Here is a 13,514-nt window from a genome sequence, read left to right as displayed (position 1 = left end):
TGAAACTTTCGTAATGTATCGATCAATCGCGGCGGAGCATCTTGTCCAGCGCCGCCTGTTCCTCGGCAGTTAATGCAACGGTCACCGTCGAACGGCGCGAGCGGGCGGCCAGCAGGATGAATGTCCCGCCAACGAGCAGCAGAAGAACTGGCGTCCCCCAGAGCAAAACATTGCGCAGATTGAAGCGTGGCTTCAGCAGCACGAATTCGCCGTAGCGCGAAACGACATAGTCCATCACCTGCCGGTCGGTATCGCCGGCGACCAGGCGCTGGCGCACAAGGATGCGCAGGTCGCGGGCGAGGTCGGCATCGGACTCGTCGATCGACTGGTTCTGGCAGACCATGCAGCGCAGGCCTTCCGACAATGCGCGCGCCCTCGCCTCGAGTGCCGGGTCGGCCAGCACCTCGTCGGGCTTGACCGCCTGCGCGGCGCCGGCGAACAACAGCGCCAGCAGCAGGACCAGCGAGGCCAGCGTGGCCCTTTTCATTGCGGGCTCGCCGATGGCACGCCGGCCGCAGCCTTGCGGCGCGACGGTGCGCCGACGCGCAGGCGGCGGTCGAGCAGCGACATCGCCGCGCCCGCCATCATCACCATTCCGCCGCCCCAGATCAGCGTCACCAGCGGCTTCCACCACAGACGAACGACCACAGAGCCATCGCTGCCCTCGTCGCCAAGCGAAAGATAGAGCTGGCTGAAGCCGATCGTCCTGATGCCGGATTCGGTCGTGGTCATCTGGCGCACCGGATATGAGCGCTTGGCCGAGGTGATCTCGCCTGCGACGCTGCCGTCGGCGCCAAGCAGGGCGAAGCGGCCGCGATCCTCACTGTAGTTAGGCCCCTGGGCCGGATAGAGCCCCTCGAAGCGCAGCTTGTGGCCGGACAGTTCGACGGTCTCGCCGGCATGCATCGACAGGATTTTTTCGGTGCCGAAGCAAAGCGTGCCGACAATGCCGAGCGTTGTCAGCCCGAGGCCGAGATGCGCAAGCGCTGTGCCGAAGACCGAGCGCGGCAGGCCGGCGAAGCGCCTGAGCATGGTGGCGGGCGCGACGGTGCCGAAGCCGGATTTGACGGCGAGATCGGTGAGCGCGCCGCAGATCAGCCAGAAGGCAAGGCCGACACCGAGTGCCGCCAACACCGAAGCGCCATCGATGAACAGGGCCGTCACCAGCACGGCGAGCAGCGCCGCCGCGAAAGCCGCCATCAGGCGCTGGGCGACCGCGAAAATGTCACCGCGCTTCCAGGCGAGGAGCGGCCCGAACGGCACGACGACCAAGAGCGGCACCATCAGCGGGCCGAATGTCAGGTTGAAGAACGGCGCGCCGACCGAAATCTTGTCGGCAGACAGGGCTTCGACCACGAGCGGGTAGAGCGTGCCGACCAGCACGGTGGCGGTGGCGGTGGTCAGGAACAGATTGTTCAGTACCAGCGCGCCTTCGCGCGAGATCGGGTGAAACAGGCCGCCGGCCGTCAGCCGGGAGGCGCGCACGGCAAACAGCGCCAGCGAGCCGCCGATGAACAGCGTCAGGATGCAGAGGATGAACACGCCACGCGTCGGATCGGTGGCGAATGCGTGCACCGAGGTCAGCACGCCGGAGCGCACCAGGAAGGTGCCGAGCAGCGACAGCGAGAAGGTCAGGATCGCCAGAAGCAGCGTCCAGATCTTCAGCGCCGAGCGCTTTTCCATGACGATCGCCGAATGCAGCAGCGCCGTGCCCGCCAGCCACGGCATGAAGGATGCGTTCTCGACCGGATCCCAGAACCAGAAGCCGCCCCAGCCGAGCTCGTAATAGGCCCAGTAGGAGCCCATGGCGATGCCGCCGGTGAGGAACATCCAGGCAACCAATGTCCACGGCCTTACCCAGCGCGCCCACGAAGCGTCAATGCGGCCCTCGATGAGGGCAGCGACAGAGAAGGAAAAGCAGATCGAGAAACCGACATAGCCGAGATAAAGCAGCGGCGGATGGATGGCGAGGCCGAGGTCCTGCAGGATCGGGTTGAGATCGCGGCCCTCGATAGGGGCCGGATTGAGCCTGACGAACGGGTTCGACGTCGTCAGGATGAACAGGAAGAAAGTGGCGCCGATCGCTCCCTGCACGGCAAGCACATTGGCCCGGAGCGTCGCCGGAAGATTGCCGCCGAAGACGGCGACGAGCGCGCCGAAGAAGGTCAGGATCAGCACCCAGAGCAGCATCGAACCTTCGTGATTGCCCCAGGTTCCGGTGATCTTGTAGATCAGCGGCTGCAGCGAATGCGAGTTCTCCCAGACGCTCTCAACCGAGAAGTCGGAGCCGGCGTAGGCGGTTGCCAGCGCCACGAAAGACAGCGCCGTCAAGGCAAAGCCGGTCAGCGCGGCCGGTGCGCCGACGGCCATCATCTTGTGGTTGCCGGTGCGCGCACCGAACAGCGGCACCATCGTCTGCACCAAGGCCAGCGCAAACGCCAGGATCAGGGCGAAATGTCCGGTTTCAACCATTGTCACCGCACCCGCTAGTCACTCTTGCTCTCCTGCCATACGCCCTTGGCCTTGAGGCCGTCGGCCACTTCCTTGGGCATATAGGTCTCGTCATGCTTGGCCAGCACGCTGTCGGCGACAAAGATTCCGTCAGGGCCAAACGAGCCTTCGGTGATCACGCCCTGTCCTTCCCGGAAGAGGTCGGGAAGAATGCCGGTATAGGTGACCTTGACGTCCTTCTGGTTGTCGGTCACCGAAAAGGCGACGGTGGCGCCTTGGCCACGCTCGACCGTGCCTTTTTCGACAAGACCGCCGAGCCTTATGCGCTGGCCCGGCTGAAGGCTGGCGGTGGCCAGATCGGCCGGCATGTAGAAATAGGAGGCCTTCTGGCCAAGCGCATAGAAGGTCAGCCCCGTGGCAACACCGAGAAACCCCAGCCCCGCTGCGATCACCGACAGTCGTTTCTGCTTGCGCGTCATCGTCTACTCCGTCGCCGTCACGCCAAGCGAGGCGGCAAAGGCGGTGAATTTCCTGGCCTGGTCACTGTCCGCGCCAAAGACGGCGATACCGCGATTGAGCGCGTCACGCGCCTGATCTGTCTTGCCCAGCACGGCATAGGAACGAACGAGCTGCATCCACCCTTCCTCGTCGCGCGGATTTTGCCGAAGCCTTTCGTCGAGGCCGGCAACCATGGTGCTGATCATGGCTTGCCGGTCCTGCGGCGACATCGAGGAGGCAGCATCGATATCCTCGGCGCTCGGCCCTTTCGCGGGCGCCTCAGAAGCGACGCTGCGGGCGGCGGATTCGGCCAGCGCCTGCTCGACGGCGCCGCGCCACGGCGAGCCCTGCGGCAAGGCGGCAAGCATCTTTTGCCAGGCCGCCGTGGCTTCAGCTATGCGGCCTTCCTGTGCCATGCCCATGGCGAGATAGAACGCGGCCTTCGGATTGGCCGGATCGAGCTTCAACGCCGCCTCGAAAGCCGCCTGCGCTTCGGCGGAGACAATGCCGCCGGCCGCATTGGCGATCGCCTCGCCAAGACCCGCCTGGCGGGCGGCGCTGTCGCCGTCGAGGCGGATGGCGTTGCGATAGGCGGTCACCGCATCGGCGTATCGCTGCATGCGCAGATAGACCGGCGCCAGCACGTCCCAGCCGCGGCCATCGGATGGGTTGGCCGCCAGGTGCGCCTCGGCGCGGGCTATCAGCTCGTCGACCGAGCTGTCGGCGGGGTTCTTGGCCAGGCGTTCGCTGAGCGGCTGCGACGGCAGGTCGGGTGAGCCGAGCTGGCCATAGAGGCCCCAGCTGACCAGCGGAACCAGCAGCACGGCCGCCGTCGCCACCAGCCTTGTCGACCGCGACGGCTGCGTCGCCGTCTCGTCGGCGTGGCCGGCATTGCTCAGGCGAAGGATGCGGCGGGCGATTTCGGCGCGTGCCTCTTCGGCCTCCATTGGCCGGATCAGGCCACGCGCCATATCGCGGTCAAGCTCGGCCAGCTGGTCGCGATAGACTTCAAGGTCGTGATCGCCGGCAGCGGACGCGTTCTTCGATCCGCCGGCCAACGGCAGCAGCACCGCCAGGCTTGCGCCCAGCGTCAGGAGTGCGGCTATGACCCAAAACAGCATGGCTCTTCCAATAGAACGAGACCCTTGCCCTGCCAACACAAGCGTGCTGCGACGCTTTGGCGGGGCCGCTCCGATCGATAATGCATGTCGCGCACAAGTGTGCAGCGGTTTTGCGATAACGACCATGCATCAAAACAAGAACCTATAGCGCGTCGCATGACGCCGGTCGAACGCGACGCGCTTTAGTGCCGGACCGGTATCGGCGGATCGACGGCCGGGCGTCTTTGTTTTTGCGCAATTCCGGACGGAAAACCGTTTCACACTTTTCCTGGAATTGCTCTACGTCAGCGGCGTCCAGCTGCCGTCGGCATTGCGGCAGGCGGTTCCGCGCGCGGTGGCGCCGGCGGTGCCGGTAAACACCGTATGGGTGTATTGCCGGCAGTCCTGCGAGCCGACGCGATAGGGCTGGGCGGCGACCACTTCGCCGCGATGGGCCGAACTGTCGCTCTTCCAAGCCACTTTCTGGCCGCTCGCCGTGTATTCAAGCGCCTTGTATTCCGCCTCGAGCGCGCTGCGCTTCTCGGTCTCGCTCAGGCCGGCGCCGATAGAGCCGCCGACGAGGCCGCCGCCCATGGCGGAGATGATCGTCGTCGCCACCTTGGCGCCGCTGGGGGGCGTCGCGGCCGGCGTCACCGTAACGGCCGGGCCCTTGCCGAGCGTCGTGCAGCCGGAGACGGCGAGCAGGGCGGAAACGAGCGCGACGCGAATCTTCATGCCAATACCGGCTTTCTTGAGCTGGACCGCCGCGCTGTCAGCAGCTGGCGCGGCCATAATGTCGATGTTTGTCGGAAATTTGGCCGCAGCCAGCCACCTGGAAAAGCAATCTGGAAAAGCATTACTGAAGGCTCCGCAATCGAACCATCGCCTTCAATCCACCCATGATGGATCGTTCCAGCGCCAGAGAGCCTCCATACTCGTTGACAAGGTCGGCGACAATGGCAAGTCCGAGCCCGCTGCCCGGTTTTGTCTCGTCGAGCCGCCGGCCGCGCTGCAACACCTCGCGCGCCTTGTCGTCGGGAATGCCGGGGCCGTCATCCTCGATGCTGATCTCGAACAGGTTGGCTGCGCCTTCCGTGCCAGCGCCACCTTTGCTGGAGATTGGCTTGACCGAAACGGCGACCGCGCTCCTTGCCCATTTCATCGCATTGTCGAGCAGATTGCCGAGCAGCTCCTCCAGGTCCTCGCGTTCGCCGGCAAAGACGATGTCGGTGGCCGGCAGCGACAGCGACATCGCCGTCTGCGGGTTGAGCTTTTGCAGCACCCGAACCATGCGCTGGACCAGCGGCGCCACCGGCGTACGGTAGACGACGCTGTCGCGCTGCGCGGCGACGCGGGCACGTTGCAGATAATGGTCCACTTGCTTTTGCATGGAAGCGGCCTGCTCGGCGATCAGCTGGCCCTTGGCGCCACCCAGCGCCCGTCCCTCGTTGAGCAGCACGGCAAGCGGCGTCTTCAGCGAGTGCGCGAGGTTGCCGACCTGCGTGCGCGACCGCTCGACGATACGCCTGTTGTTCTCGATCAGCGCATTGGTCTCGTTGGCGAGCGGCTCTATCTCGGCCGGGAAACGGCCGTCTAGGCGCTGCGCGGTTCCTTCGCGCACCATGGCAAGCGCATTCCTGACCCGGCGCAGCGGCTGCAGGCCGAGCAGGATGGCAATCGCATTGATGGCGATCATGCCGACGCCGAACAGCGACAGATAGGTCAAAAGGCGCCGCTGGAAGGTGGCGATTTCCTGCTCGAGCTCGGTCTGGTTGCCCATGACGCGGAAGCGCGCGGCGCGGTTTTTCGCATCGAGCACGAACTCGCTCTCGAACACCTCCAACTGCTCGCCTTCGATGCCGTCCGCTGAATAGCTGCGCTGGAAGCTGGCATTGAAGGGCACCTCGGCAACGCTTGGCGACGGGATCGCCTTGGTCATCGACGACGAATGGAGATCGCCGTGCACGCCTTCCGAGGCAGGCTCGACCGACCAGTACCAGCCGGAATTCGGTTCCGAGAACCTCAAATCACCAAGGTCGGGGGCGCCGGTCAATTGGCCGCTTTCAGAAACGCCGACCGAGCCGATCAGGTTGAACAGATGCGCCGAAAGCAGGCTGTCGAAACCGCGCTCGCTGGCCTGGCGATAGAGCGTGGTGATCAAGGTGAAGATGACGACCAGAGTGAGGATCGCCCAGACGGTGGAAAAGGCGATGACGCGAAACGCCACCGAACGCGGCCATGACCGCAGCGACGGCGTGTTCGAGACGGCGGGTTTTGTAGGCAGCGGTTCCGCGTTACGCCTCCGGCTTACGCATGCGGTAGCCCATGCCGCGAACAGTTTCGATCATGTCGATGCCCATCTTCTTGCGAAGCCGTCCGACAAAGACCTCGATCGTGTTGGAATCGCGGTCGAAATCCTGGTCGTAGAGATGCTCGACCAGCTCGGTCCGGGACACCACCTCGCCCATGTGGTGCATCAAATAGGCAAGCAAGCGGAATTCGTGCGAGGTCAGCTTCAGCGGCACGCCGTCGACGTCGGCCTTGGAGGCCTTGGTGTCGAGGCGGAGCGGCCCGCAGGTCAGTTCGGACGAAGCGTGCCCGGCAGCACGCCGGATCAAGGCGCGCACCCTGGCCAGGATTTCCTCGATGTGGAAGGGTTTGGTGACGTAGTCGTCGGCGCCGGCGTCGATGCCGGCAACCTTGTCGCTCCAGCGGTCGCGTGCCGTCAGGATCAGCACCGGCATCTTGCGGCCGCCGCGCCGCCAGCGTTCGACCACGCTGATGCCGTCCATCTGCGGCAGGCCGATGTCGAGCACCACGGCATCGTAGGGCTCGGTGTCGCCGAGAAAGTGCCCTTCCTCGCCGTCGAAAGCGCGGTCGACGACATAGCCGGCATCGACCAGCGCGTCGCCGATCTGCCGGTTGAGATCCTTGTCATCTTCGACGACGAGTACGCGCATGCGGAAGGCCTGTTGAAGCTGTTCAGATATAGGCCGATTCCGGCAGACTGGGAAACGGCATGGTTCAGTTCAGCGGAACGACGATCTCCGAGCGACGCGGACGCTGCCCTTCCTTGCCCGGAACCAGCACGACGATGACGCAGACCGGCTGGCCGCCGCGTGTCGACTGCGAGGCCTTGGCCAAGGTGCCGCCATTCTGCTCGGCCACCTGCTGGCCGATCGCATAGCAGTCGGAGGCGGCGAGGACGACCGGTTGGGGCTGCTCGGGCACGACAACGGGGATCGCCATCGCCTGCGACGCAAGCAGACCGGCGGCTGACAGCGCCAGTGCCGCGGTCCGGAAGTGGGAGCGAAGGGTTTTCATGGTCAGCGTTCTAACGCGCCGGTGCTGAACGTCATATGAACGGTGAACGCTCGAATGCATGCCCGCCACACCCCTGAAGCGCGAGATTACCGGATTGCCATTTCGCCGCCCCATCCCGCGAAATTGCCAAGTTTAACCTAGCCCTCCGATCCTTCGCCGACAACCGGGCATCGTTTGGCAGTGAAAGGCAATCGCTTCAGGTTTGCCCCGACTTCGACAATCGATCCGGCAACCGAAGGCAGATTCAGGCGAACCGACCCGGAAATAAAAAACCGCCTCTGCGGCGGGTCGCTGGCGCCATCAGCACCATGGGCGAATTAGTAGCATAGCTGCCGGCACAAAGCAAGAACAAAATTGCCGGATTTGTAAAAAATGCCCGGTGGTCAGCCCTCGTCCTTGATCACGGCACGGAAGCGCAGCAGCCCGTGATGGGCCGAAAGGTCCTCGTCGTAGCGGGCTTCGGCGAATTCGAGCTTGAGGTAGGCGCGGCGATGTTCGCCGAGCGAGAGTGCCGTATCGCGCAGGCGGGTGCTAACCAGATCCATGATGTCGTTGGTTTCCTTGCTGGCCTCTGATTTCGACCAGACATGCAACGTCAGCAACTGTTCTGCGTCGTTCTCCATTCCCGTTGCCCAATCGTAGACGCTGGTGCGGCCGAAGGTCATGTGGGGGAACGCAACATTTTCCGGCGCACGGTCGAGCAATCTTGCATCGCCCAGTGCCGCCGACAGGTGGGGATCGCCGTTCACTGCCTCGAATATGGCCCTCTGCAATTCGACGGCCGGCGCGGTCATCGTCTTTCCCTTCGCCCGTCGCGTCGACCTCCCGGCTGCGTAGCTGCGTTGCATGAAGGCATCCCGCCAAAGCGCGAATCAGCGCGTCTCATGCGGATTATGAACCTTCATGATCTCGGCAATAAGCCCTGCTCCTGCAACCCGCGACGGCACGGACGACGAAGCGGATGCGTTTGCTTCCGGGCTGCAGCTGGAGTGGGAAATGTCAGGCTCATGATTTGGGCTGTGTCGATGCAGATACGGCCTTCTTGACTGCCCGTGACGCCCGCTTCTTCTTTGGTGCGACCGGATTCAGAGCTTCCGCCGCGCGGTCCGCCTCTTCCTTGGCCAGTCGCAATTCCCTCAGCCTTGCCGTTTTGATGCTCCTCGCCTTGGCTTCCGAGAGATATTCGGCAGTTGCTTTGTTCCGCTCCGCCGTCTTCTTCTGGTTTTCCATGAAGCGAGCCTGAGCTTTTTCCATGATGTTCTGATTGCCTTCGGCCATCGGTAAAATCTCCCTTGAAGCGAAAGTCATGAATGTGAACTTCATCGTAAAATAGGTGTTCAAAGACAGAAATTCAATTTCATTAATATTCGGCAAGACCCGAACACCAGGGGATGACCTGGCAAGATAATACGTTCAATATTTTATATGCCGTATGAATATTTTTTTGGCACTCCTATCAATCGAGTGCCAAGGCGCCTATAGAGAGGGGGCGGCCGCCTAAGCCGGCCCCAGAAAGAGTCCCCATGAAATTCCGGCCACTCCACGATCGCGTCGTCATACGGCGCGCCGAAAGCGATACCAAATCCAAGGGCGGCATCATCATCCCCGACAATGCCAAAGAAAAACCGCAGGAAGGCGAAGTGATCGCTGTCGGGCCGGGCGCGCGGGACGAAAGCGGCGCGCTGATCCCGCTCGCAGTCAAGGCCGGCGACCTCATTCTGTTCGGCAAATGGTCCGGCACCGAGGTCAAGATAGACGGCGAGGACCTTCTGATCATGAAGGAGGCCGACATCATGGGCATCATCGAAAAAAGCGAGACGGGCATCATCGACAAGACCGTGGCTGCCAAGAAGGCCGCCTGATTGGAAGGCCGCGCGCCCTCCCGCGCGCGCAAAGGACGCTCCGAGCTTTGATTCAGGCGCTGCAAGCGCCTTGCCACGACAACCGAACTGGAAAAGATCATGTCTGCCAAGGAAATCAAATTCTCCACCGACGCGCGTGACCGCATGCTGCGCGGCGTCGAAATCCTCAACAACGCCGTCAAGGTGACGCTCGGCCCCAAAGGCCGCAACGTCATCATCGACAAGGCCTACGGCGCGCCGCGCGTCACCAAGGACGGGGTGGCCGTGGCAAAGGAAATCGAGCTTTCCGACAAGTTCGAAAACATGGGCGCACAGATGGTGCGCGAAGTGGCCTCGAAAACCAACGACCTCGCCGGCGACGGCACCACCACCGCCACGGTGCTTGCCGCTTCCATCCTGCGCGAGGGCGCCAAATTCGTTGCCGCCGGCATGAACCCGATGGACCTCAAGCGCGGCATCGACCTTGCCGTCAGCGCCGTCGTCCAGGAAATCCAGGCGCGCGCCAAGAAGGTCAAGTCCTCAGGCGAGATCGCGCAGGTCGGCACCATTGCCGCCAATGGCGACACCAGCGTAGGCGCCATGATCGCCAAGGCGATGGACAAGGTCGGCAATGACGGCGTCATCACCGTCGAGGAGGCCAAGACCGCCGAAACGGAGCTCGACGTCGTCGAAGGCATGCAGTTCGACCGCGGCTATCTCTCGCCCTATTTCGTCACCAATGCCGAGAAGATGCGTGCCGAGCTGGAAGACCCTTACGTCCTCATCCACGAAAAGAAGCTCGGAAATCTGCAGGCACTGCTGCCCATCCTCGAAGCCGTGGTGCAAAGCGGCAGGCCCCTGTTGATCATCTCCGAGGACGTCGAGGGCGAAGCGCTGGCAACGCTGGTCGTCAACAAGCTGCGCGGCGGCCTCAAGGTAGCGGCCGTCAAGGCGCCTGGCTTCGGTGACCGCCGCAAGGCGATTCTGGAAGACATCGCCGTGCTCACCGCCGGACAGATGATTTCCGAGGATCTCGGCATCAAGCTGGAGAACATCACCATAGACATGCTCGGCCGCGCCAAGCGCGTGCTGATCGAGAAGGACACCACCACGATCATCGACGGCGCCGGCGAGAAGACCACCATCCAGGCGCGCGTCCAGCAGATCAAGGGGCAGATCGAGGAAACCACGTCCGACTATGACAAGGAGAAGCTGCAGGAACGTCTCGCCAAGCTGGCGGGCGGCGTTGCAGTCATCCGCGTCGGCGGCGCCACCGAATCCGAGGTCAAGGAAAAGAAGGACCGCATCGACGATGCGCTGAACGCCACGCGCGCGGCCGTCGAAGAAGGCATCGTTCCAGGCGGCGGCGTGGCACTGCTGCGCGCCAAGGCTGTGCTGAACGGGCTGACCGGAGCCAATGCCGATGTGACAGCGGGCATTTCGATCGTGTCGAGAGCGCTCGAAGCGCCGATCCGGCAGATCGCCGAGAATTCCGGCGTCGAAGGTTCGATCGTCGTCGGCAAGCTCGCCGAGGGCAAGGATCACAATCAGGGCTTCGATGCCCAGAACGAGGTCTATGTCGACATGATCAAGGCCGGCATCGTCGACCCGGCGAAGGTGGTACGGACGGCGCTGCAGGACGCGGGCTCCATTGCGGCGCTTCTGATCACGGCGGAAGCCATGATCACCGACGTTCCGGCGAAGGAAGCCGCTGCTTCGCCCGGCGGCATCGGCTATTGACCAGCCACTGCCGGAAACAAGCCTGAAAGACAGCCGCCGGGGTATCTTCCCCGGCGCGCACCATCGGCAAGGAGATCGATCAATGATCGCATTCGTCCCGAAGCCAAATGCAGCGGCGAAAATCGAAGTGGCCGAGGAAAGCCGCTTCGATCGCATTCGCAGGCTTGCCGACAAGCACAGGAAAGCCAACGCCGGCATGATAGGCCGCGACCCGAAAAAGATCGCGGACAAGCGTCCCATGTGACGACTGCCAATCCTCGGCACCTCGCGCAAGCGCGGAACCTTCATCGCCCTTGTAGGCAGCACCGAAATGGACGAATAGTCATAGCGGCGCGCCGCCGTGAAATTGCCGGTATGCGGTTTCTCAGTTGGCGTCATCGCCGCAGCCGGATCCTGGAATGGCCAGTCCTTTGGAACCACGCAAGAGAAGAGGTCCGATCGCCGCAAGGCTGCTGGCGGTGGATGCGTGGATCGATTCCTCTGTCTACGAAATCGGCTTCAGAGCGCGCCAGTTCTGGGAAGCGGCGACCATCTTCTCCCGGCGTTTCCGCGTCGGTGGCTGGCGCCGCGGCCTGATCGAACTGTTGAGTGAAGGCTTTACGCTCGGTGCCGGCGGCATCGTCGTCCTTTTGGCGCTGGCCTTGCCGGCCTTCCAGATAACCGCCGGCGACTGGCGCACGCAAGGCGACTTCGCCGTCACCTTCCTCGACCGCTACGGCAACGAGATCGGCCAGCGCGGCATCATCCAGCGCGATTCGGTGCCGGTCGACGAGATGCCCGACCATGTCATCAAGGCGGTGCTGGCGACCGAAGACCGGCGTTTCTTCGACCATTACGGCATCGATGTGCTCGGCCTGTCGCGCGCCATATTCGAGAATGTGCGGGCAAATTCCGTCGTCCAGGGCGGCTCGAGCATCACCCAGCAGCTGGCCAAGAACCTGTTCCTGACCAATGAGCGGACATTCGAGCGCAAGATCAAGGAAGCCTTCCTGTCGCTGTGGCTCGAAGCCAATCTGTCGAAGAAGGAAATCCTGCAGCTTTACCTCGACCGCGCCTATATGGGCGGCGGCACCTTCGGCATCGAGGCGGCAGCCGATTTCTATTTCGGCAAGAGCGTCAAGGACCTGAACCTTGCCGAGGCGGCGATGCTGGCCGGCCTGTTCAAGGCGCCGACCAAATATGCGCCGCACATAAACCTGCCCGCCGCCCGGGCGCGGGCCAATGTGGTGCTGTCCAACCTGGTCGATTCCGGCTTCATGACCGAAGGCCAGGTGCTGCAGGCAAGATTACACCCGGCCGAAATCGTCGACCGCGGCGAGCAGAAGAGCCCCGACTACTACCTCGACTGGGCCTTCGACGAGGTCAAGAAGATCGCCGCCAAAGGCGGCCCGCACTCGCTTGTCGCCCACACCACCTTCGACGCCAACATCCAGAAGGCGGCCGAAGAATCGATGGAGTTCCACCTCCGCCAGTTCGGCAAGGAATACAACGTCACCGAGGGCGCCATCGTCGTCATCGAGACCAATGGCGCGGTCAGGGCGATCGTCGGCGGCCGCGACTACGGCGCCAGCCAGTTCAACCGCGCCACCAAGGCACTTCGCCAGACCGGCTCCTCGTTCAAGCCCTATGTCTACGCGACGGCGATGGAGCATGGCTTCACGCCGGATTCGGTGGTTTCCGGCGGACCCATCTCCTGGGGCAGCTGGTCGCCCCACAATTACAATGGCGGGTCGGCCGGCAACGTCACGCTGATCACGGCGATGGCCAAATCGATCAACACGGTGCCGGTGCGGCTGGCCAAGGATTATCTCGGCATCAAGCCGATCAAGGCCATGGCCGAGGCGATGGGCGTCGAGTCGCCGCTTGAATCGCACAAGACCATGGTGCTCGGCACGTCGGGCATGACCGTGATGGACCAGGCGACGGGTTACAGCGTGTTTGCCCAGAACGGCCTTGCCGGAACCCGGCACGGCGTCAGCCAACTCTTCACCCGTACCGGCGAGGTGGTCTACGACTTCGCCAAGGATGCGCCGCCGCCGCATCGGGTGCTGTCGGAGCTGGCGCTCAAATACATGAACACCATGCTGGCGGCGGTGCCGGTGATCGGCACTGCCCGGCGCGCAGCCCTTCCAAACATCGTCGTCGCCGGCAAGACCGGCACGACCCAGTCCTACCGCGATGCCTGGTTTGTCGGCTTTACCGGCAACTACACGGCCGCCGTCTGGCTCGGCAATGACGACTTCACCGCGACCAACAAGATGACCGGCGGCACGCTGCCGGCCATGGTGTGGCAGCGGCTGATGGTCTATGCGCACCAGAATATCGACCTCAGACCGATTCCCGGCCTCGATCACCCCTTCGTCGATGCCGAAATTGCCGCCAAGGCCGAGGAAGCGGAAAAGAAGAACGCCGAACAGGCAGCAGCCGATGCCGCCGCCGAGCGTCCGCCGGTGCTGTCCAGCCGGACCACCCAGACCCTGAAGGAACTGACCAGGCTGTTCCAGGCGGCACCCGTGCTCGACGCGCCCGCTGCGCCGGAGACCCTGTCGGCGCTGTGACA

Annotated in this window: 14 protein-coding genes; 4 read left to right on the top strand and 10 right to left on the bottom strand. The window is 63.5% G+C overall.

The features are described from left to right. Window positions 1–22: 22 nt before the first annotated feature. The 10 genes from NKH99_RS06155 to NKH99_RS06110 form a co-directional block, all read right to left on the bottom strand. On the bottom strand, window positions 23–487 hold the full coding sequence (locus NKH99_RS06155; RefSeq protein ID WP_353013242.1) for a cytochrome c-type biogenesis protein: 465 nt from the start codon (window positions 485–487) through the stop codon (window positions 23–25). Continuing rightward, window positions 484–2,472: a heme lyase CcmF/NrfE family subunit gene (locus NKH99_RS06150; protein ID WP_353013240.1), complete on the bottom strand. Its 1,989-nt coding sequence runs from the start codon at window positions 2,470–2,472 to the stop codon at window positions 484–486. Before NKH99_RS06150 ends, NKH99_RS06155 begins: the two co-directional genes overlap by 4 nt. Before the next feature lie 14 nt (window positions 2,473–2,486). Next, the gene (gene ccmE / locus NKH99_RS06145; RefSeq protein WP_352471012.1) at window positions 2,487–2,930 is read right to left on the bottom strand and encodes a cytochrome c maturation protein CcmE; all 444 of its coding nucleotides are present in this window, start codon (window positions 2,928–2,930) and stop codon (window positions 2,487–2,489) included. A gap of 3 nt (window positions 2,931–2,933) precedes the next feature. Continuing rightward, window positions 2,934–4,070 carry a c-type cytochrome biogenesis protein CcmI gene (gene ccmI, locus NKH99_RS06140; RefSeq protein ID WP_352616903.1) on the bottom strand — a complete coding sequence of 379 codons (1,137 nt, stop codon included), beginning with the start codon at window positions 4,068–4,070 and terminating at the stop codon, window positions 2,934–2,936. Window positions 4,071–4,349: 279 nt separating this feature from the next. Next, window positions 4,350–4,784, bottom strand: coding sequence for an RT0821/Lpp0805 family surface protein (locus NKH99_RS06135; protein ID WP_023677823.1), 435 nt, complete (start codon window positions 4,782–4,784; stop codon window positions 4,350–4,352). Between the two features lie 121 nt (window positions 4,785–4,905). Next, window positions 4,906–6,333, bottom strand: a complete 1,428-nt coding sequence (locus NKH99_RS06130) for an ATP-binding protein (RefSeq protein WP_353013553.1) — start codon at window positions 6,331–6,333, stop codon at window positions 4,906–4,908. A gap of 10 nt (window positions 6,334–6,343) precedes the next feature. Beyond that, window positions 6,344–7,009, bottom strand: coding sequence for a response regulator transcription factor (locus NKH99_RS06125; RefSeq protein WP_023718390.1), 666 nt, complete (start codon window positions 7,007–7,009; stop codon window positions 6,344–6,346). A 64-nt stretch (window positions 7,010–7,073) separates the two neighbouring features. Next, on the bottom strand, window positions 7,074–7,373 hold the full coding sequence (locus tag NKH99_RS06120) for a hypothetical protein (RefSeq protein ID WP_352471009.1): 300 nt from the start codon (window positions 7,371–7,373) through the stop codon (window positions 7,074–7,076). Between the two features lie 383 nt (window positions 7,374–7,756). Then, a complete protein-coding gene (locus tag NKH99_RS06115) occupies window positions 7,757–8,167 on the bottom strand; it encodes a DUF3168 domain-containing protein (RefSeq protein ID WP_353013237.1) in 411 nt (136 codons plus the stop codon). 211 nt (window positions 8,168–8,378) lie between these two features. Next, the gene (locus NKH99_RS06110) at window positions 8,379–8,651 is read right to left on the bottom strand and encodes a hypothetical protein (protein WP_353013551.1); all 273 of its coding nucleotides are present in this window, start codon (window positions 8,649–8,651) and stop codon (window positions 8,379–8,381) included. Window positions 8,652–8,896: 245 nt separating this feature from the next. Here NKH99_RS06110 and NKH99_RS06105 point away from each other — a divergent pair, with 245 nt between their 5' ends. The 4 genes from NKH99_RS06105 to NKH99_RS06090 all read left to right on the top strand — a co-directional run bounded on the left by NKH99_RS06105 (window position 8,897) and on the right by NKH99_RS06090 (window position 13,512). Beyond that, a complete protein-coding gene (locus NKH99_RS06105; protein WP_353013235.1) occupies window positions 8,897–9,235 on the top strand; it encodes a co-chaperone GroES in 339 nt (112 codons plus the stop codon). A gap of 99 nt (window positions 9,236–9,334) precedes the next feature. Beyond that, window positions 9,335–10,954, top strand: a complete 1,620-nt coding sequence (groL, locus tag NKH99_RS06100) for a chaperonin GroEL (protein ID WP_353013233.1) — start codon at window positions 9,335–9,337, stop codon at window positions 10,952–10,954. An 82-nt stretch (window positions 10,955–11,036) separates the two neighbouring features. Next, window positions 11,037–11,198: a hypothetical protein gene (locus NKH99_RS06095; protein ID WP_352479526.1), complete on the top strand. Its 162-nt coding sequence runs from the start codon at window positions 11,037–11,039 to the stop codon at window positions 11,196–11,198. Between the two features lie 154 nt (window positions 11,199–11,352). Further along, window positions 11,353–13,512 carry a transglycosylase domain-containing protein gene (locus NKH99_RS06090; protein WP_353013231.1) on the top strand — a complete coding sequence of 720 codons (2,160 nt, stop codon included), beginning with the start codon at window positions 11,353–11,355 and terminating at the stop codon, window positions 13,510–13,512. The last annotated feature ends 2 nt before the right edge of the window (window positions 13,513–13,514 follow it).

The sequence above is a fragment of the Mesorhizobium sp. M0854 genome, from assembly GCF_040319815.1.
Classification (GTDB): domain Bacteria; phylum Pseudomonadota; class Alphaproteobacteria; order Rhizobiales; family Rhizobiaceae; genus Mesorhizobium.
This window is presented reverse-complemented; position numbering and strand designations above follow the sequence as displayed.

Excerpts from the sequence above, each read along its gene's own strand:
- NKH99_RS06155 (WP_353013242.1), bottom strand. The coding sequence starts at position 487 with ATGAAAAGGGCCACGCTGGCCTCGCTGGTCCTGCTGCTGGCGCTGTTG.
- NKH99_RS06150 (WP_353013240.1), bottom strand. The coding sequence starts at position 2,472 with ATGGTTGAAACCGGACATTTCGCCCTGATCCTGGCGTTTGCGCTGGCC.
- ccmE (WP_352471012.1), bottom strand. The coding sequence starts at position 2,930 with ATGACGCGCAAGCAGAAACGACTGTCGGTGATCGCAGCGGGGCTGGGG.
- ccmI (WP_352616903.1), bottom strand. The coding sequence starts at position 4,070 with ATGCTGTTTTGGGTCATAGCCGCACTCCTGACGCTGGGCGCAAGCCTG.
- NKH99_RS06135 (WP_023677823.1), bottom strand. The coding sequence starts at position 4,784 with ATGAAGATTCGCGTCGCGCTCGTTTCCGCCCTGCTCGCCGTCTCCGGC.
- NKH99_RS06125 (WP_023718390.1), bottom strand. The coding sequence starts at position 7,009 with ATGCGCGTACTCGTCGTCGAAGATGACAAGGATCTCAACCGGCAGATC.
- NKH99_RS06120 (WP_352471009.1), bottom strand. The coding sequence starts at position 7,373 with ATGAAAACCCTTCGCTCCCACTTCCGGACCGCGGCACTGGCGCTGTCA.
- NKH99_RS06115 (WP_353013237.1), bottom strand. The coding sequence starts at position 8,167 with ATGACCGCGCCGGCCGTCGAATTGCAGAGGGCCATATTCGAGGCAGTG.
- NKH99_RS06110 (WP_353013551.1), bottom strand. The coding sequence starts at position 8,651 with ATGGCCGAAGGCAATCAGAACATCATGGAAAAAGCTCAGGCTCGCTTC.
- NKH99_RS06105 (WP_353013235.1), top strand. The coding sequence starts at position 8,897 with ATGAAATTCCGGCCACTCCACGATCGCGTCGTCATACGGCGCGCCGAA.
- groL (WP_353013233.1), top strand. The coding sequence starts at position 9,335 with ATGTCTGCCAAGGAAATCAAATTCTCCACCGACGCGCGTGACCGCATG.
- NKH99_RS06095 (WP_352479526.1), top strand. The coding sequence starts at position 11,037 with ATGATCGCATTCGTCCCGAAGCCAAATGCAGCGGCGAAAATCGAAGTG.
- NKH99_RS06090 (WP_353013231.1), top strand. The coding sequence starts at position 11,353 with ATGGCCAGTCCTTTGGAACCACGCAAGAGAAGAGGTCCGATCGCCGCA.